Annotated in this window: 16 protein-coding genes; 10 read left to right on the forward strand and 6 right to left on the reverse strand. The window is 70.1% G+C overall.

Annotated elements, in window-relative coordinates:
- Positions 1 to 5: 5 nt before the first annotated feature.
- Together ACIBTU_RS13770 and ACIBTU_RS13775 are read right to left on the reverse strand one after the other, a co-directional pair.
- Complete coding sequence (locus ACIBTU_RS13770) at positions 6 to 512, reverse strand: GNAT family N-acetyltransferase (protein ID WP_399126279.1); 507 nt, start codon at positions 510 to 512, stop codon at positions 6 to 8.
- A 26-nt stretch (positions 513 to 538) separates the two neighbouring features.
- Positions 539 to 1,234: a hypothetical protein gene (locus tag ACIBTU_RS13775; RefSeq protein ID WP_399126280.1), complete on the reverse strand. Its 696-nt coding sequence runs from the start codon at positions 1,232 to 1,234 to the stop codon at positions 539 to 541.
- A 282-nt stretch (positions 1,235 to 1,516) separates the two neighbouring features.
- Here ACIBTU_RS13775 and gcl point away from each other — a divergent pair, with 282 nt between their 5' ends.
- The gene (gene gcl / locus ACIBTU_RS13780) at positions 1,517 to 3,304 is read left to right on the forward strand and encodes a glyoxylate carboligase (protein ID WP_399126281.1); all 1,788 of its coding nucleotides are present in this window, start codon (positions 1,517 to 1,519) and stop codon (positions 3,302 to 3,304) included.
- 184 nt (positions 3,305 to 3,488) lie between these two features.
- Here gcl and ACIBTU_RS13785 read toward each other — a convergent pair whose 3' ends face one another.
- From ACIBTU_RS13785 to ACIBTU_RS13800, 4 genes are all read right to left on the reverse strand, one after another.
- Positions 3,489 to 4,025 (reverse strand): hypothetical protein, encoded by a 537-nt coding sequence (locus ACIBTU_RS13785; RefSeq protein ID WP_399126282.1) that lies wholly within the window; start codon positions 4,023 to 4,025, stop codon positions 3,489 to 3,491.
- Positions 4,026 to 4,477: 452 nt separating this feature from the next.
- Positions 4,478 to 5,935 carry a catalase gene (locus ACIBTU_RS13790; RefSeq protein ID WP_399126283.1) on the reverse strand — a complete coding sequence of 486 codons (1,458 nt, stop codon included), beginning with the start codon at positions 5,933 to 5,935 and terminating at the stop codon, positions 4,478 to 4,480.
- A 206-nt stretch (positions 5,936 to 6,141) separates the two neighbouring features.
- A complete protein-coding gene (locus ACIBTU_RS13795; protein WP_399126284.1) occupies positions 6,142 to 7,038 on the reverse strand; it encodes a 2-hydroxy-3-oxopropionate reductase in 897 nt (298 codons plus the stop codon).
- Positions 7,039 to 7,110: 72 nt separating this feature from the next.
- On the reverse strand, positions 7,111 to 7,953 hold the full coding sequence (locus ACIBTU_RS13800) for a TIM barrel protein (RefSeq protein WP_399126286.1): 843 nt from the start codon (positions 7,951 to 7,953) through the stop codon (positions 7,111 to 7,113).
- Between the two features lie 163 nt (positions 7,954 to 8,116).
- Between ACIBTU_RS13800 and ACIBTU_RS13805 the strand changes: the two genes are divergently transcribed.
- The 9 genes from ACIBTU_RS13805 to ACIBTU_RS13845 all read left to right on the forward strand — a co-directional run bounded on the left by ACIBTU_RS13805 (position 8,117) and on the right by ACIBTU_RS13845 (position 16,979).
- Complete coding sequence (locus ACIBTU_RS13805; protein WP_399126287.1) at positions 8,117 to 8,368, forward strand: hypothetical protein; 252 nt, start codon at positions 8,117 to 8,119, stop codon at positions 8,366 to 8,368.
- Between the two features lie 65 nt (positions 8,369 to 8,433).
- Positions 8,434 to 8,745, forward strand: a complete 312-nt coding sequence (locus tag ACIBTU_RS13810; RefSeq protein WP_188341226.1) for a helix-turn-helix domain-containing protein — start codon at positions 8,434 to 8,436, stop codon at positions 8,743 to 8,745.
- 172 nt (positions 8,746 to 8,917) lie between these two features.
- Positions 8,918 to 9,442 carry a 2-oxo-4-hydroxy-4-carboxy-5-ureidoimidazoline decarboxylase gene (gene uraD, locus ACIBTU_RS13815; RefSeq protein WP_399126288.1) on the forward strand — a complete coding sequence of 175 codons (525 nt, stop codon included), beginning with the start codon at positions 8,918 to 8,920 and terminating at the stop codon, positions 9,440 to 9,442.
- Complete coding sequence (gene uraH / locus ACIBTU_RS13820) at positions 9,442 to 9,843, forward strand: hydroxyisourate hydrolase (protein WP_399126289.1); 402 nt, start codon at positions 9,442 to 9,444, stop codon at positions 9,841 to 9,843. Before uraD ends, uraH begins: the two co-directional genes overlap by 1 nt.
- 5 nt (positions 9,844 to 9,848) lie before the next feature.
- Positions 9,849 to 10,781, forward strand: a complete 933-nt coding sequence (gene pucL / locus ACIBTU_RS13825) for a factor-independent urate hydroxylase (RefSeq protein ID WP_399126290.1) — start codon at positions 9,849 to 9,851, stop codon at positions 10,779 to 10,781.
- Positions 10,782 to 10,848: 67 nt separating this feature from the next.
- Positions 10,849 to 12,264, forward strand: a complete 1,416-nt coding sequence (locus ACIBTU_RS13830; RefSeq protein ID WP_399126291.1) for a nucleobase:cation symporter-2 family protein — start codon at positions 10,849 to 10,851, stop codon at positions 12,262 to 12,264.
- A gap of 46 nt (positions 12,265 to 12,310) precedes the next feature.
- Entirely contained in the window at positions 12,311 to 13,696 is a 1,386-nt protein-coding gene (locus tag ACIBTU_RS13835) for an 8-oxoguanine deaminase (RefSeq protein WP_399126292.1), read from the forward strand.
- Positions 13,697 to 14,041: 345 nt separating this feature from the next.
- Positions 14,042 to 15,394: a nucleobase:cation symporter-2 family protein gene (locus tag ACIBTU_RS13840; protein ID WP_399126573.1), complete on the forward strand. Its 1,353-nt coding sequence runs from the start codon at positions 14,042 to 14,044 to the stop codon at positions 15,392 to 15,394.
- A 226-nt stretch (positions 15,395 to 15,620) separates the two neighbouring features.
- On the forward strand, positions 15,621 to 16,979 hold the full coding sequence (locus ACIBTU_RS13845; RefSeq protein ID WP_399126293.1) for a hypothetical protein: 1,359 nt from the start codon (positions 15,621 to 15,623) through the stop codon (positions 16,977 to 16,979).
- Positions 16,980 to 17,063 lie beyond the last annotated feature (84 nt).

Below are 17,063 nucleotides of genomic sequence, written 5' to 3' on the forward strand. Positions count from 1 at the left end.
GGCCTTCACACGTCCCGCCGCATGCACACGCGGGGCCAGCGGTCGAGGCCGTGCGCCGCTTCGGCCGCGCGGATCCGCACGAGGCCGCCGGTCAGCTCCTCCCGCGCGAGCACGCGGAAGCCGAGCCGCGCGTAGTACGGGGCGTTCCACGGCACGTCCCGGAACGTGGTGAGGGTGAGCGCGGGCAGCCCCCGCTCGCCCGCCCGGACGGCGGCCCGCTCGATCAGCGCGCGGCCGATGCCGCGCCGGGCGGCCTCCGGATGCACGGTGACCTGCTCGATGTGCAGGGCGCCGTCCACCTCCTCGGCGACGAGATACGCGACCGGCGTCCCGTCGTCCCCGGCCGCGACCCAGGCCTCGCCCGTGCGCCGCAGCCGCTCCAGTTCGGTGAGGGCCGGCGGCTCGTCGTCGGCCACGCTCGTCATGCCGAGCGGGCGGAACAGCTCGCCCGCGGCCACCTCGATGTCCTGGAGCCGGGGCAGGTCCGCCGACTCGGCGCTACGGATGATCACCGGCCCAGTATGAAGCCGCCGGACCGCTACGCCCCGCCCGCGAGGAGTTCGTCCGCCGGGCTGTTCACCGGCTGCGGTACGCCCGCGAGGTCCAGGACGAACAGCGGGACCCCGAGCTCGTCCGCGCGGCTGCGGGCCGCGTCCGCGTATCCGGCCAGCGAGAAGTAGACACAGGCCGCCGATTCCGTCATCGCCTGCAGCCACAGGCACTCCACGTCGCGCAGGGTCGCGGGCCGCACCGACGGCTCGACCTGGGCGACGACCCCGCGCGCGGCGAGCCCGACGCCGGACGGCGGGCGCTGGTCGGCGCGGCGCACGTCCCCGTAGCCGAGCCAGCGCAGATACAGGGCGGCGGCCGTGACGGCGTCGCGTGCGGTGCGGATGGCGACGGGCTGGAACGCGGCCCGGGGCGCGGGCGCCGTGCGGGGCAGCGGGATGTGCGCGGGGGCCACGGGGGCGGGGTCGCCCTGGACGGGGACGCGCAGCAGGGTGCCGCAGTCGCAGCCCAGCTCGGGGCGCGGCCAGCGGTCGTGCCGGCCGCACACGGGGCAGCGCAGGGTGACCCAGTCGTCGGCCCAGGTCCGCTCGCTCACCGGCTCCGGATCGGCGCCGCGCACCACCGGCGGGGCCACGGGCGCGCCGCAGGCGCAGGGCAGCACGGGGGGTGCGAAGAGGTGCTCGCGCCGGCAGGCCGGACATCTGACGTGCACCCGCTCGGCCATGAAACACCCCCTCCGCCCTGCTGCCCCAAGGATTCCGCTGCGGATTCCGTAGCCCTCCGCGACGACGTGAGTCTCATCATCCACCTTGACGGCCTCCGAGACCCCCCTCTACATTGCTTCCATATAGCAGAACCTAGTTTCCGCATCATGGAAGTGATGAGGGGCTGGGGCTTAGCGAAGCAGTAAACGGACTTCACAGCTCGCCGCGGGGGCGCGACGGGAGCGCGAATCCGACAGCCGGACAAAGACACAGCAGTCACAGCACAAGTCGGGAGAGCACTCATGGCTCGTATGACCGCCGCCCGCGCGGCCGTTGAGATCCTCAAGCGCGAAGGCGTCAGCAACGCGTTCGGCGTGCCCGGTGCCGCCATCAACCCCTTCTACAAGGAGCTCAAGGCGAGCGGTGGCATCGACCACACCCTCGCCCGCCACGTCGAGGGCGCCTCGCACATGGCCGAGGGCTACACGCGGGCGAACCCGGGCAACATCGGTGTCTGCATCGGTACGTCCGGCCCCGCCGGCACCGACATGATCACCGGCCTGTACTCCGCGATCGGTGACTCCATCCCGATCCTGTGCATCACCGGCCAGGCGCCGAGCCACCTCCTGCACAAGGAGGACTTCCAGGCCGTCGACATCGCCACGATCGCCAAGTCCGTCTCGAAGATGGCCGTCACGGTCCTTGAGGCCGCGCAGGTCCCCGGCGTCTTCCAGCAGGCCTTCCACCTGATGCGCTCCGGCCGTCCCGGCCCGGTCCTCATCGACCTGCCGATCGACGTCCAGCAGACCGAGATCGAGTTCGACCCGGAGACCTACGAGCCGCTGCCGGTCTACAAGCCGGCCGCCACGCGGGCCCAGATCGAGAAGGCGATCAAGCTCCTCGTCGAGTCCGAGCGTCCGCTGATCGTCGCCGGCGGCGGCATCATCAACGCCGACGCCTCCGACCTGCTGGTCGAGTTCGCCGAGATCACCAACACGCCCGTCGTGCCCACGCTCATGGGCTGGGGCACCATCCCGGACGACCACGACCTGAACGCGGGCATGGTCGGTCAGCAGACCGGTCACCGCTACGGCAACGCCACGTTCCTCGAGTCGGACTTCGTCCTCGGCATCGGCAACCGCTGGGCCAACCGTCACACCGGTTACAAGCTGGACGTGTACCGCGAGGGCCGCAAGTTCGTCCACGTCGACATCGAGCCGACCCAGATCGGCAAGATCTTCGCCCCGGACTACGGGATCACCTCCGACGCCAAGGCCGCCCTCGAGCTGTTCGTCGAGGTCGCCAAGGAGCTCAAGGCCGCGGGCAAGCTCCCCGACCGCTCCGCCTGGGTCGCCTCCCACCTGGAGCGCAAGGAGACCCTCCAGCGCCGTACGCACTTCGACAACATCCCCATGAAGCCGCAGCGCGTCTACGAGGAGATGAACAAGGCGTTCGGCAAGGACACGCGCTACGTCACGACCATCGGTCTGTCGCAGATCGCGGGCGCCCAGATGCTGCACGTCTACAAGCCGCGGCACTGGATCAACTGCGGCCAGGCCGGCCCGCTCGGCTGGACCATCCCGGCCGCGCTCGGTGTCGCCAAGGCCGACCCGGACACCCAGGTCGTCGCCCTGTCCGGTGACTACGACTTCCAGTTCATGATCGAGGAGCTGGCGGTGGGTGCGCAGCACCGCATCCCGTACGTCCACGTCCTGGTCAACAACGCCTACCTGGGCCTGATCCGCCAGGCCCAGATCGGCCTGGACATCAACTTCCAGGTCAACCTGGAGTTCGAGAACCAGAACAGCCCCGAGCTGGGTGTCTACGGCGTCGACCACGTCAAGGTCGCCGAGGGCCTGGGCTGCAAGGCGATCCGCGTCACCGACCCGAACGAGCTGGGCGAGGCCCTGGAGCGGGCCAAGAAGCTCGCGCAGGAGCACCAGGTGCCGGTCGTCGTCGAGGCGATCCTGGAGCGCATCACGAACATCGCGATGAGCCCCACGGCCGACATCAGCGCGGTCAAGGAGTTCGAGGAGATCGCGACGGAGCCGGGCCACGCGCCGACGGCCATCCGTCCCCTGAAGGTCTGATCCCGAGCCCCTGTCGGGGCGGGTAGCAAGGGTGGGCCCCGGTTCTACGGAACCGGGGCCCACCCTTTTGCCGTGGGGGAAATGCGACCCGAAGGGTCTGCATTTCAGGGGCGCGGGGAACTGCGCGAGAAGCCCCGCCGGGCTGCACTCGCCCGACGGCCAGGGGACCCCGCCTCGTAGGCGCTCAGACCCGCCGGCGCCGGACGGCGTACTGGACGGTCAGCGCCAGCACCAAGGGTCCCCAGAGCGTCGCAGGCAGCACGCAGACGTCGAAGAGGAGCTCCCAGGCCGGGCTGTCCGCCGGCGGCGCCTCATATCCGGGCACACCCAGGATGCTGAGCAGAAACCCGCCCCACATCATCGTGGCCCCGAGCCCACCGAGCAGGGCCGGCACCACGACCACCGGCACGGGCAGCCGTCGCCCGCCCACCAGCGGGATCCAGGACGGCACCCGCTCGCCCCACCCCCGTACGAGCCCGAAACAGAGCAGCGCCAGCGCCTCGGTGAGCAGGCTGAGCCCGAAGATGTACGGCACGGAGATCCAGAGGCTGCCGAGGGAGCCGTTGCCCGTGCCCATGTCGAAGCCGAAGGCGAACGGCAGCCGCCACAGGCACTGGGGGAGCAGCACGAGCGGGATCAGATGGGCGACCCGCTCGGCCCAGCGGGGCACGGGACGCTCCGTCATGCGGGCGGGGGAGGGGTGAACTGCCGTCGTCGTCATGCCTCTTACGCTCCCGCGCGGCGCCGCGCACGGCGTCCGCCAGGGCGCCGAACCGCCTCCCCCGCGCGGCGGAGACGGGCCTGAGGCTCAAGGCGCAGAACGCAGAGAAGAGCCCCGGGTACGGACCGTCGTACCCGGGGCTCTGGTTCTGGGAGGTGGATTCCGTCCGACCTCGCGCGACTGGCGAAACATGCATGCGCGCTGCCGGACGGAGCATCGGTCGGGACCGCGGCGGCCGTGCGACGGCTTCCCGGTCACCCTTCCTCAGGTCGAAAGGGGGACGGGGAGGCCTTCACCACCGCACTGGCTCGCACGAGCCGCCGCGATCCTCGTCGTCCCGCCACCCACCACGTGACCACCCCTCATCCGGGTCACGCGGCAGGTGCGGGTCCATGCGTACGGGGGCTGACCTCCCGTCAATCCCCGTACGCGGTCTGGGGAGTTCCCGCGGATCAGTCCTCGCGCAGGGCGCGGACCGCTTCCTCGACGCGCTTGCCGTAGTCGGCGTCGGCGGCGTGGAAGTGGGCGAGGTTCTTCTCCACGATGTCGTCGCGCGAGACCTGGGAGAGGCCGCCCGCGATGTTCGCGACCAGGCGTCCCTTCTCGTCCTCGGACATCAGGCGGTACAGCTCGCCCGCCTGGTAGAAGTCGTCGTCCTTGGTGTGGGCCGGCGCCTCGTGCGTACCCGTGTAGCCGGAGATCGCGAGCGGCGCGGAGAGCGCGCGGCCGGTCTCGGCCGGGCCGTCGAAGGAGTTCGGCTCGTAGTTCTTGCGGCTGCGGGCGTAGGCGTTGGCGGCCATCAGACCGTCGCGGCCGTAGTTGTCCGCCGAGGTCGCCTTGGGGGCGTTGACCGCGAGCTGGGTGTGGTTGACGCCCAGGCGGTAGCGGTGCGCGTCCGCGTAGGCGAACAGGCGGCCCTGCAGCATCTTGTCGGGGGAGGGGCCGATACCCGGAACGAAGTTGTTCGGGGAGAAGGCGGCCTGCTCGACCTCGGCGAAGACGTTGTCGGGGTTGCGGTCCAGGACCAGTCGGCCCACGCGCTGCAGCGGGTAGTCCTTGTGCGGCCACACCTTGGTGAGGTCGAACGGGTTGAACTGGTAGTCCGCGGCCTCGGCGGCCGGCATGAGCTGGACGTAGAGGGTCCAGGACGGGTTCACGCCGCGCTCGATGGCCTGCAGGAGGTCCGTCTGGTGCGAGTTCGGGTCCTTGCCCGCGATCTCGGCGGCCTGCTCCGACGACAGGGAGCGGATCCCCTGGTTCGTCTTGAAGTGGTACTTCACGAAGAAGGCTTCGCCCTGCTCGTTCGTCCACTGGTAGGTGTGCGAGCCGTAGCCGTTCATGTGACGGTACGAGGCGGGGATGCCGCGGTCGCCCATGAGCCAGGTGATCTGGTGCGTGGCCTCGGGGGCGTGCGCCCAGAAGTCCCAGACGTTCTCCGGCTCCTGCTTGCCCGTGAAGGGGTCACGCTTCTGGGAGTGGATGAAGTCGGGGAACTTCAGCGGGTCCTTGATGAAGAAGACCGGGGTGTTGTTGCCGACGAGGTCGTAGTTGCCCTCTTCGGTGTAGAACTTGAGCGCGAAACCGCGGGGGTCACGGACGGCGTCCGCACCACCGAGGTTGTCGGCGACGGTCGAGAAGCGCAGGAAGACCTCGGTGCGCTTGCCGATCGTGTCGAGGAAGTCGGCGTGGGTGAAGCCGGTGACGTCGTCCGTCACCTCGAAGTAACCGTAGGCGCCGGAACCGCGGGCGTGCACGACACGCTCCGGGATGCGCTCGCGGTTGAAGCGGGCGAGCTTCTCCAGCAGGTGCTGGTCCTGGATCAGAAGCGGGCCGCCGGCGCCGGCGGTCGCGGAGTTCTGGTTGTCGGCGACAGGGGCGCCGGACTCGGTCGTGAGCACACGCTTGGGCATGGGGTGGAGGCGACCTTCCGTGCAATGGCTGCTGACGATGGGGGGAGCGTAGGTACCCCTGAACAGCTACGTCAACAGTTTGTTGAAGTTCCGGGCGACCTTTTTCAACATTTTGTTGAACAGGTGGGTATGGGTTCCGGGCCGTGGCGACGCCTGGGCGCGACAGGACAGGTGTCAGCGCCGCCACGGCCCGGAAGTTTCGGGGGTCAGGCCACCTGGTTGCCCGAGAGGCGCTCGACGGCGCGCAGCAGGGCGGAGTGGTCCAGGCCGCCGTCGCCCTGGGCGCGCAGCGAGGCCACCAGCTGGGCCACCACGGCGCCGACGGGCAGGGCCGCACCCACGTTGCGGGCGGCGTCGGTGACGATGCCCATGTCCTTGTGGTGCAGGTCGATGCGGAAGCCCGGCTTGAAGTCGCGGTTGAGGAAGTTGTCCTTCTTCCGCGTCAGGACGGTCGAGCCGGCCAGGCCGCCGTTGAGCACGTCGAGCGCGGCGGTGAGGTCCACGCCGGACTTCTCGAGGAAGACCACGGCCTCGGCGCACGCCTGGATGTTCACGGCGACGATGAGCTGGTTGGCGGCCTTCACGGTCTGACCCGAGCCGTGCGGACCGCACAGCACGATGGTCTTGCCGAGGGCGTCGAGGAGCGGCTTGGCCTCGTCGAAGTCGGCCTGCTCACCGCCGACCATGATGGACAGGACGGCCTCGATGGCACCGGCCTCGCCACCGGAGACGGGCGCGTCGATGACGCGGATGCCCTTCTCCTTGGCGTTCTTCGCCAGGTCGACCGAGGTCTGCGGGGTGATCGACGACATGTCGACGATCAGCGCGCCGGACTTCGCGTTCTCCAGGATGCCCTCGGGGCCGTAGGAGATCGCCTCGACCTGCGGGGAGGCCGGGACCATGGTGACGATGACGTCGGCGTCCTTGACGGCCGCGGCGATCGACGTGGCGGCGGTGCCGCCGGCCGCGGTGAGGCGGTCCAGCTTGTCCTGCTCGAGGGTGAAGCCGGTGACGTCGTAGCCGGCCTTGATCAGGTTCTCCGACATGGGCGAGCCCATGATGCCGAGACCGATCCACGCGACCTTGGGGAGGTTGTTGCTCATGAGGGTGACTCCAAAAAACTCAGAAAAGCTGTGATACGTGGGTGAGTTGGCGCGCCGGCGGGGGCGCGCGGCTCAGTGGCGCGCGGCGCGGGCCTCGTGCGGCAGCCAGCCGAAGGACTCGGCGCTCGGCGCGTCGCCCGGCTTGTACTCCAGGCCCACGTAGCCGTCGTAGCCGGCCTTGCGGAGCTGGTCGAGGAGCTCCTCGAGGGGCAGCGAGCCCGTGCCCGGCGCACCGCGGCCCGGGTTGTCGGCGATCTGCACGTGCGCCGTCTTGTCGGTGTACGCGCTGATGACCTGCTGGAGGTCCTCGCCGTTCATGGACAGGTGGTACAGGTCCATGAGGAACTTGGCGTTGCCGAGGCCGGTGGCCTCGTTCACCTTGTCCACGATCTCGATGGCCTTGGGGGCGCTCACGATCGGGCAGGCGGGCGACTCCGGCTTGTTCAGCGCCTCGATGAGCAGCACCGCGCCGATGCGGTCGGCCGCGCGGGCCGCGAGCACCAGGTTCTCCAGGGCGAGCTTGTCCTGGACGGCGGGGTCCACGCCCTCCACCCGGTTGCCGTACAGCGCGTTGAGCGCCTTGCAGCCGAGGGACTGCGCGAAGTCGGCCACCACGTCGATGTTGGCGCGGAACTTCTCGCTCTCCTCGCCGGGGATCGACAGGGCGCCCCGGTCCGGGCCGGGCAGCCGGCCGGCGTAGAAGTTCAGGCCGGTGAGCTGGACTCCCGCGTCCTGGATCGCGCTGCGCAGCGCGTCGAGCTCGGACTGCTCGGGGGTGGGGGCGTCGACCCACGGCCACCACAGCTCGACCGCCGTGAAGCCGGCCGCGGCGGCGGCGGCCGGGCGCTCCAGGAGCGGGAGCTCCGTGAAGAGGATCGACAGGTTGACGTTGAAGCGCTGGTCTACGAATCCCATCGGGGTCGGCGCTCCCTTCTGGTCCGTGTTCCGCATGACGTTGAATTTCGTATTGCGGAAGTTTCTTTCTGCGTGATGGAAGATTGCCTGGAAGGGCTCGCCTCTGTCAAGGGGCTGGGCGCGACCTGGTCCAAAGGGGGGCGTCGCGGGTTAGGTTGACCAGGTGCGATTGAGAGTGGAATTCACGACGGAGCCCTTCGACCTCGACGAGGCGCCCGCGCACGCGGTGGCCGCCCGCCGGGTGATCGAGGCGGCGGAACTGGACGCGGTCGACGTCGGCCCGTTCGGGAACACGGCGGAGGGCGGGGCCGACGCGGTCCTGAAGGCGGTCGACGCCCTGCTGCGCGAGAGTCTCGCGACCGGCGCCACCCGTATCTCGCTGCAGATCAATGTGACGGGGGAGGACGAGGCGTGACGAACACGGGGGGCGAGGCCTCCGGCGAGGCCTTCATCACGGCCGTGAAGCCGCTGGTCGACGCGATGGGTGGCGAGCTGGTCCCGCCGGCCGACGCCGGTCTGGACGATGTCGTGCTGAGCTGGCAGGGGGCGGACGTCGCCGCTGTGCGCCTGCCGCAGCTCGCCGACTCCCTGGATCACATCCTGGCCGCCATGCAGCGGGTGAAGGGGCGGCCGCTGGCCGAGCTCGACCGCCGGGAGAAGCAGGAGATCGTGCGCGTCCTGGAGGGGCGCGGCGCCTTCTCCGTACGGCACGGAGTGGAGACCGTGGCGGGCGCCCTGGGTGTCTCACGGTTCACCGTCTACAACTACCTCAACCGGGAGAAGACCTCCTGACCCCGCCTGACCTGGAGTGATGCGGCGGCAGCCGCGGAAGGCCCCGACCGCCGTCCGGATTCCGGACGGCGGTCTTTCGTTACACCAACTTTTCAACAAACTGTTGACGTGGTGTTTCCAAGGGCGTTAGCTATCCGCAGCCCGTCCAGCACAAGGCCACGGAGGCAGTCCCGTGACTTCAGGTTCGTCAGCCACCCCACGGGGGTTGACCCGGTTCAACACCTCGGACGAGAGCGCGGCCCAGGCCGAGCTCCACGAGGTGTGCACTTCATCGGCGTGGGGGCGCAAGATCATCGCCCAGCGCCCGTTCGCTTCCGCAGAGACTCTCTTCACCGCCAGTGACGCCGCCATGGCCGAGCTGTCCCCGGAGGACCTCGCGGAGGCCATGGCGGGGCACCCGCCGATCGGTCGCCCGAAGCCCGGCGACCCGACCTCGTCCCGCGAGCAGCGGGGCATGGCCGGAGCCTCCGAGGAACTCAAGGCGGAGATGCTCGAGCTCAACCTGGGCTACCAGGACCGCTTCGGGCATGTCTTCCTCATCTGCGCCACCGGCCTGACCGGCGAGCAGATGCGCGACGCGCTCAAGGTCCGGATCGCGAACACGCCGGACCAGGAGTGGGAGATCGTCCGCGCCGAACTCGGCAAGATCAACCGCATCCGCCTCACGAGCCTCGTGGAACAAGGAGAGAACGCCTGATGAGCACCGAGAAGACCGCCCCCTATGTGTCCACGCACATCCTGGACACCAGCATCGGCCTCCCGGCCGTCGACGTCGCGGTCACCGTCGCGGCGCGCTCCGGCTCGGACGCCGACTGGGTGAGGCTCGGCTCCTCGGCCACCGACGCGGACGGACGCTGCAAGAACCTGCCGGTCCTGCCGGCAGACACCACCCACGTACGCCTCGACTTCGACACCGAGACGTACTTTTCCAAGAAGCAAGCCGATGCGCAGCAGGACGCCCCCGCGAATCGGGACAGCGACGCGTCCGCGGTGTTCTTCCCGGAGGTGGCGATCACGTTCGCCGTCGTCCCGGGCGAGCGCTACCACGTGCCGCTGCTGCTCAACCCGTTCGGCTACTCCGTTTACCGAGGGAGCTAGCAGACATGCCTACGATCCTGGGCCAGAACCAGTACGGCAAGGCGGAGAACCGCGTTGTCAAGATCACGCGGGACGGCGACACCCACCACATCAAGGACGTCAACGTCTCGGTCGCCCTCAGCGGCGACCTCGACGACGTCCACCTGACCGGGTCGAACGCCAACTGCCTGCCGACGGACACCACCAAGAACACCTGCTTCGCCTTCGCGAAGGAGTACGGGATCGATTCGATCGAGCAGTACGGCATCGAGCTCGCCCGCCACTTCGTCGACAGCCAGCCGTCCATCACCCGGGCCCGCATCCGCCTCGAGGAGTACGCCTGGGAGCGGATCGCCGGCTCCGACGCGGGCTCCAAGTTCATCGGCGCCGACGAGGTCAAGCACTCCTTCGTCCGCAAGGGCCAGGAGATCCGCCTCGCGCAGGTCACCTACGACGGCGAGAAGTTCGAGGTCCTCTCCGGCCTCAAGGACCTCACCGTCATGAACTCCACCAACTCGGAGTTCTGGGGCTTCATCAAGGACAAGTACACGACGCTCCAGGAGGACTACGACCGTATCCTCGCCACGTCCCTGTCGACGTGGTGGCGGCACAACTGGACGTCCGACGACGAGCGCACGCCCCAGTGGAACAAGTCCTACGACCAGGCCAAGAAGCACATGCTCGAGGCCTTCGTCGAGACGTACTCGCTCTCGCTGCAGCAGACCCTCTTCCAGATGGGTTCGCGGATCATCAACAACCGCACCGAGATCGACGAGATCCGCTTCTCCGCGCCGAACAAGCACCACTTCCGCCAGGACCTCTCGTCCTTCGGCCTGGAGAACGAGGCGAAGGACGGTGCCGTGTACTGGGCCGCCGACCGCCCCTACGGCCTCATCGAGGCCACGATCCTGCGGGACGGCGCCGACCAGCGCATCCCGGTGGACATGACCAACCTCTGACGCGGGGCGCGCGCCCCCGTCCGCCCCGCAGTGGGCGGGGGCGCGCCACACCGGAGGGAACAAAGCAATGGCAGTGCCAGCAAAAGGGCCGGCGGCAGCCGAAGGCCCGTGTTCCACCCCACCGGAAAGCACCATCGAGACCGCCGAAGCGGTCCACCCGGTGGATGAGAAGCTCCACCCGTCGCGGCTCGTCCCCGCCGCACTCCAGCACATCGCCGCCATGTATGCGGGCGTCGTCACCCCGCCGCTCATCATCGGCCAGGCCGTCCACCTCGACACCGCGGGCCAGACCCGGCTGATCGCCGCGTCCCTGCTCATCGCCGGTGTGGCCACCCTGCTCCAGACGCTCGGCGTCAAGGGACTCGTCGGAAACCGGCTGCCCTTCGTCAACGCCGCGTCCTCCGCGGGCATCGCACCGATGCTCGCCATCGCCGAGACCAACGCCAAGGGCGACCAACTCCCCGCCATCTACGGGGCCGTGATGGTCGCGGGCGTCTTCTGTCTCGCCATCGGACCGTTCTTCGGCCGGCTCCTGCGCTTCTTCCCACCGCTCGTCACCGGCGTCGTCATCACCCTCATCGGTGTGACCCTGATGCCCGTGCCGGTCAGCTGGGCCCAGGGCGGCGACCGGACCGCCGCCGACTACGGCGACATGCGCTACCTCGCACTCGCCGGCTTCACCCTCGCCGTCATCCTGTTCATCCAGCGATTCGGCAGGGGCTTCGTCAAGCAAGTCGCCCTGCTCTTCGGGCTGTTGATCGGCACACTCGCCGCCATCCCGTTCGGCATGGCCGACTTCAGCGCCCTCAGGTCGGCGCCCGTCGCGGCGCTGCCCACCCCCTTCGCCTTCGGCGCGCCCGAGTTCCAGCCCGCCGCGATCATCTCGCTGTGCCTGGTCATGCTCGTCCTGATGACCGAGTCCAGCGCCGGCATGCTCGCCATCGGCGAGATCTGCGAGCGCGACTGCGACGGAAAGACCATCACCCGTGGTCTGCGCACCGACGGCATCGCGACCTTCCTGGGCCCGATCTTCGGCGGCTTCCCGACCTCCGCCTTCGCCCAGAACGTCGGCGTCGTCTCGCTCACCAAGGTGCGCAGCCGCTACGTCGTCGCCGTCGCGGGCGGCGCCCTGCTGATCCTCGGCGCCTTCCCGGTGCTCGGCGCGGTGGTCTCCATGGTCCCGATGCCGGTCCTCGGCGGCGCGGGCATCGTCCTCTTCGGCTCCATCGCCGTCAGCGGCATCCGCACCCTCTCGGAGGCGGGCCTCGACGACAGCTCCAACATCATCCTGGTCGCCGTCTCGCTCGGCGCGGGCATCATCCCGCTCGCCGCGCCCGGCTTCTACGCCGACTTCCCCGCCTGGGCGCAGACCGTGCTCGGCTCCGGCATCAGCGCCGGCGCACTCGTCGCCGTATCGCTGAATCTCTTCTTCCATCATCTCGGCACCCGTGGCGGCACCGCTGCGGCACTCAAATCCTCCTAGGGTCCTGCCGTGCCCACATCGCCACACACGAAATGAAGGAAGCACCATGGCACCTTCTTCGGCAGACCGCATCGTCATCGAGAACGTCGCGATCGCGACGGTCGACGCACAGGACACCGAGTACGCCTCGGGCCACATCGTCGTCAGCGGCAACAGGATCGAGTCCATCGGGGCGGGACAGGCCCCGAAGGACCTCGAGAACGTCGTCCGCCGCATCGACGGGACCGGCCACCTGGCCACGCCCGGCCTGGTCAACACGCACCACCACTTCTACCAGTGGATCACCCGTGGCCTGGCGACGGACCACAACCTGTTCAACTGGCTGGTGGCGCTCTACCCGACCTGGGCGCGCATCGACGAGCAGATGACGTACGCGGCGGCGCAGGGCTCGCTCGCGATGATGGCCCGCGGCGGTGTCACCACCGCCATGGACCACCACTACGTGTTCCCCAAGGGTTCGGGCGACATCTCCGGATCGATCATCCGGGCCGCCTCCGAGATGGGCGTGCGGTTCACCCTGGCCCGCGGCTCCATGGACCGCAGCGAGAAGGACGGCGGCCTGCCGCCGGACTTCGCGGTCGAGACCCTCGAAGGCGCCCTCGCCGCCACCGAGGAAACCGTCAACAAGCACCACGACGCCTCCTTCGACGCGATGACGCAGGTGGCCGTGGCCCCCTGCTCGCCGTTCTCGGTGTCCACCGAACTCCTCAAGCAGGGCGCCGAGTTGGCGCGCCGGCTCGGCGTACGGCTGCACACCCACGGCAGCGAGACCGTCGAGGAGGAGAAGTTCTGCCACGAGCTGTTCGGCATGGGCCCCACCGACTACTTCGAGTCGACGGGCTGGCTCGGTGAGGACGTGTGGATGGCGCACAGCGTCCACATGAACGACTCCGACATCGCCGCGTTCGGCCGGACGAGGACGGGCGTCGCCCACTGCCCGTCCTCCAACGCCCGCCTCGCGGCCGGCATCGCCCGCGTCCCCGACATGCTCGCGGCCGGCGTCCCCGTCGGCCTCGGCGTCGACGGCACCGCCTCCAACGAGTCGGGCGAACTGCACACCGAACTGCGCAACGCGCTGCTCATCAACCGCCTCGGCGCCCACCGCGAGGCCGCCCTCAACGCCCGCCAGGCCCTGCGCCTGGGGACGTACGGCGGTGCCCAGGTCCTCGGCCGGGCCTCCCAGATCGGATCTCTGGAAGCCGGCAAGCTCGCCGACCTCGTCCTGTGGAAGCTGGACACCCTGGCCCACTCGTCGATCGCCGACCCGGTCACCGCGCTCGTCTTCGGCGCGGCCGCACCGGTCACCCTCTCCCTCGTCAACGGCAAGCCGGTGGTGGAGAACAGCCGCCTCCTCCACGCCGACGAGGACGCCATCGCCCGCTCCACGCGGGACGAGGCACAGCGTCTCGCGCGGATCGTCGCGCAGGCCTGATTCACCGACTCCGGTCAGGGGGGACGGCCCCTGACCGGGGACCCGAGCTGCCGAGCGGGCAGTTCGGGTGCCGCCCCGGAACGTGGCCCAAAGCCTCACGTTCCCGGGGCGGTCAGCACTACCTGGGCGCACAACAACTGAACATCGGTCAGCACCTTGCACCTTGCATCACCATGCACCACCTCCATGAAGCGAAAAGCACCGGCGAGAGCCCGGTGCCGGAAAACAAACGGAGGAGCCGCAGTGGCGACGAAGCCCAGGTTCACCAAGCAAGGCACCACCTCCGCACCCGAGGGCGCGGAGCAGACCAAACATCCGGTCGACGAGACCCTCCCGCCGCTGAAGATGGCGACCACGGGCCTCCAGCACGTCGCCGCCATGTACGCGGGCGTGGTCGCGCCCCCGCTCATCGTCGGCGCCGCGATCGGACTCAGCCCGAAGGATCTCACCTTCCTCACCGGCGCCTGCCTGTTCACGGCAGGCCTCGCGACCTTCCTCCAGACGCTCGGCTTCTGGAAGATAGGCGCCCGGCTCCCCTTCGTGAACGGCGTCACCTTCGCCGGCGTCGCCCCCATGCTCGCCGTCGTCGCCTCCACGAAGGACAAGAACGACGCGCTGCCCGTCATCTTCGGGGCGGTGATCGTCGCGGGCATCCTCGGATTCATCGCGGCGCCCTTCTTCTCGAAGATGGTCCGCTTCTTCCCGCCGGTCGTCACCGGCACCGTCATCACCCTCATCGGCGTCTCCCTCATGCCCGTCGCCTTCGGCTGGGCCCAGGGACCGAACCCCGCGGCATCCGACTTCGGGTCGATGAAGAACCTCTCGCTCGCCGGCATCACCCTGCTCATCGTGCTGCTGCTGCGCCGCTTCACCACCGGCTTCGTCAAGCAGATCGCGGTCCTGCTCGGCCTGGTCGTCGGCACCCTCATCGCGATCCCGTTCGGCGTGACGGACTTCGGCCCGGTCGGTGACGCCTCGATCGTCGGCTTCCCGACCCCGTTCCACTTCGGCGCCCCGCAGTTCGCCGGAGCAGCCATCGTCTCGCTGTGCGTCGTCATGGTCGTCTCGATGACCGAGTCCACCGCCGACATGCTGGCCCTCGGCGAGATCGTCGGCCGCCCCGCCGACGAGAAGACCATCGCCGCCGGCCTGCGCGCCGACACCCTCGGCACCGCGATCAGCCCGCTGTTCAACGGTTTCATGTGCAGCGCCTTCGCGCAGAACATCGGCCTCGTCGCCATGACCAAGATCCGCAGCCGGTTCGTGGTCGCGGCCGGCGGCGGCTTCCTCGTCCTGATGGGCCTGTGCCCGATGGCCGCCTCGCTCATCGCCGTGGTCCCGCGCCCGGTGCTCGGCGGCGCCGGCGTCGTCCTGTTCGGCTCGGTCGCGGCCAGCGGCATCCAGACCCTGGTCAAGGCGGGCATGGAGAAGGACAACAACGTCCTCATCGTCGCCGTCTCGCTCGCCGTCGGCCTCATCCCGATCGCGGAGCCGGAGTTCTACCACGCGTTCCCGGAGAACGCGAAGATCATCCTGGACTCGGGCATCTCGACCGGCTGCGTCGCCGCGGTGGTCCTCAACATCCTCTTCAACCACCTCGGACGCGGCCGCGACGCCGACGACGTCACCTCGCCGATGGAGTCCGGCGACGCCATCGCGGAACAGCGCACGGGGCACTCGGCGGCCGCCGCGCACTGACAGCCCGCACGGAGGCGGAACACGGAGGGGTCGGTGCCGATGACAAGGCACCGACCCCCGCCGGTTCTCCGCCGCCGGAAAGAAGTCCGCCGGAAAGAAGTCCGCCGGAAAAGAAGTCCGGCGAAAAACCCGACTGACAGATCATCGCGTGTGTGATTACGATGCCCGCGATGCTGAACACCTCCTCGCACCGATTGGGGGAACCGTCCACGCAAGGTGAGTGCTGATGGCACATCACCTCCCGGACGGGATTCCACCCCACCTGCTGATGTGGCAGCGCGTACGCCGTTACGCCGTGCCACCGTCCATGATCGAGACCGCCACCGCACGCCGCGGTGCGGGCGACTGGGCCGGCGCCTGCGCCGCCGCCCGCGTCGACCTCGACCTCGATCTGCGCGCCGTGCGCCGTCGCCACGGCACCGAACAGACCGCCCGCCTCCGCGCGGACCTGCGCCGTCTCGCGCCGGACCTGCTGCGCTGGCACCTGCCCCGCATGGCCCCCGACGGGCGGCTGCGCCCCGGCCTCACCGTCCCGCTCGTCCGCTACGGCGCACCCGGCGACCCGCCCCTGCACCTCGTCGTACGGACCATGCCGGTCCGCGCCGACGCGGGCCAGCGCCTCTCGCTGGCGTTGTGGGAGGGCTCGGGCGGCGCCCCGCTCGGCGACCACCCGCATCCGCACCCCGACCGCCGCTTCCGGCTCGACCTGCACCGCCACCTCTGGGACGCGGAGCGCAGCGGCGAACTGGCGGTACGGGCCCGTGCCGACCGGGCCCGCGAGGCGGAGCTGCTGCTGCGCGACGCCACCGGCCACCCGCGCGGGGCGTTCACCGTACGGCTCGACGCCCGCCGCCGCGCCGTGCTCGAACTCGTCGCCCCCGACGACAGCCACGTCCCCACGGTCCGCCCGCTGCGTGACGCCGTGCCGGCCCGCCAGGCCGCCGCACTGCCCACGCTCCCCGAAGCGGCCGTCCACGAGGCCCCCGACCTGGCCCTCCTGCGCGCCGGACTCGTCTCCCTCGGCGGGCTCCACCCGTTGGTCGCGGCGGCCCTGCACCCGTACGCGGGGCCGGAACCACCGCTGCCGCTCGACGCCGACGCCGAACAGGGCGACCCGCACCGGGTCGAGTGCCGGGGCGAGATCCACCGGATCGCCCTGCGCGACGGCGTCCTTACCGCGGTCGACCACGACGCCGAGCAACTGCGCCGCGAGGACCTCCTGGTGGCGCTCGGCGGCCCGCCGCTGCCCTGCCTGCGCGCCATCGACGCGGTCCACCGCACGCCCGAGGCCCTGCCGGCCGTACGGGAACGGCTCGGACACGGCGACGTGGGCGGAGCGCTCGATGTCGTCGAAGGCCTGCTCGGCCCGGGAGCGATGCTCCGTGCCGGTCCGCTCCGCGACGCCCTGGAACAGGCCGCGGCGGGCCGGGTCGACCACGGCCTCTTCCGTTCCGGCCTCCCCGAGGACCACCCCGGCGCGGCCGCAGGTCCCGGTGCCCGTCGGCGCCTCGCCCGCAGCCTCCCGCCCGAACTCCTCCTGAAGCGGGGGCGACGGAACGGCCGGCGGCGAGCGCCGAGCAGGTGACCGGCCGTCGCCGGCCCGCGCCCCCGAAGCGGCGCGGGACCGCATCGAGGTGCGGCTCCTCCGCGTGGGCGCGACCGGCCATGA

Source organism: Streptomyces sp. NPDC050145, assembly GCF_044460245.1.
Taxonomy (GTDB): Bacteria; Actinomycetota; Actinomycetes; order Streptomycetales; family Streptomycetaceae; genus Streptomyces.

What these genes read in the sequence shown, in the direction of transcription:
- ACIBTU_RS13835 (WP_399126292.1), top strand. Translation starts at nt 12,311, where the DNA reads ATGGCACCTTCTTCGGCAGACCGCATCGTCATCGAGAACGTCGCGATC.
- ACIBTU_RS13800 (WP_399126286.1), bottom strand. Translation starts at nt 7,953, where the DNA reads ATGGGATTCGTAGACCAGCGCTTCAACGTCAACCTGTCGATCCTCTTC.
- uraH (WP_399126289.1), top strand. Translation starts at nt 9,442, where the DNA reads ATGAGCACCGAGAAGACCGCCCCCTATGTGTCCACGCACATCCTGGAC.
- ACIBTU_RS13810 (WP_188341226.1), top strand. Translation starts at nt 8,434, where the DNA reads ATGGGTGGCGAGCTGGTCCCGCCGGCCGACGCCGGTCTGGACGATGTC.
- ACIBTU_RS13845 (WP_399126293.1), top strand. Translation starts at nt 15,621, where the DNA reads ATGGCACATCACCTCCCGGACGGGATTCCACCCCACCTGCTGATGTGG.
- gcl (WP_399126281.1), top strand. Translation starts at nt 1,517, where the DNA reads ATGGCTCGTATGACCGCCGCCCGCGCGGCCGTTGAGATCCTCAAGCGC.
- ACIBTU_RS13795 (WP_399126284.1), bottom strand. Translation starts at nt 7,038, where the DNA reads ATGAGCAACAACCTCCCCAAGGTCGCGTGGATCGGTCTCGGCATCATG.
- ACIBTU_RS13790 (WP_399126283.1), bottom strand. Translation starts at nt 5,935, where the DNA reads ATGCCCAAGCGTGTGCTCACGACCGAGTCCGGCGCCCCTGTCGCCGAC.
- pucL (WP_399126290.1), top strand. Translation starts at nt 9,849, where the DNA reads ATGCCTACGATCCTGGGCCAGAACCAGTACGGCAAGGCGGAGAACCGC.
- ACIBTU_RS13840 (WP_399126573.1), top strand. Translation starts at nt 14,042, where the DNA reads ATGGCGACCACGGGCCTCCAGCACGTCGCCGCCATGTACGCGGGCGTG.
- ACIBTU_RS13785 (WP_399126282.1), bottom strand. Translation starts at nt 4,025, where the DNA reads ATGACGACGACGGCAGTTCACCCCTCCCCCGCCCGCATGACGGAGCGT.
- ACIBTU_RS13775 (WP_399126280.1), bottom strand. Translation starts at nt 1,234, where the DNA reads ATGGCCGAGCGGGTGCACGTCAGATGTCCGGCCTGCCGGCGCGAGCAC.
- ACIBTU_RS13830 (WP_399126291.1), top strand. Translation starts at nt 10,849, where the DNA reads ATGGCAGTGCCAGCAAAAGGGCCGGCGGCAGCCGAAGGCCCGTGTTCC.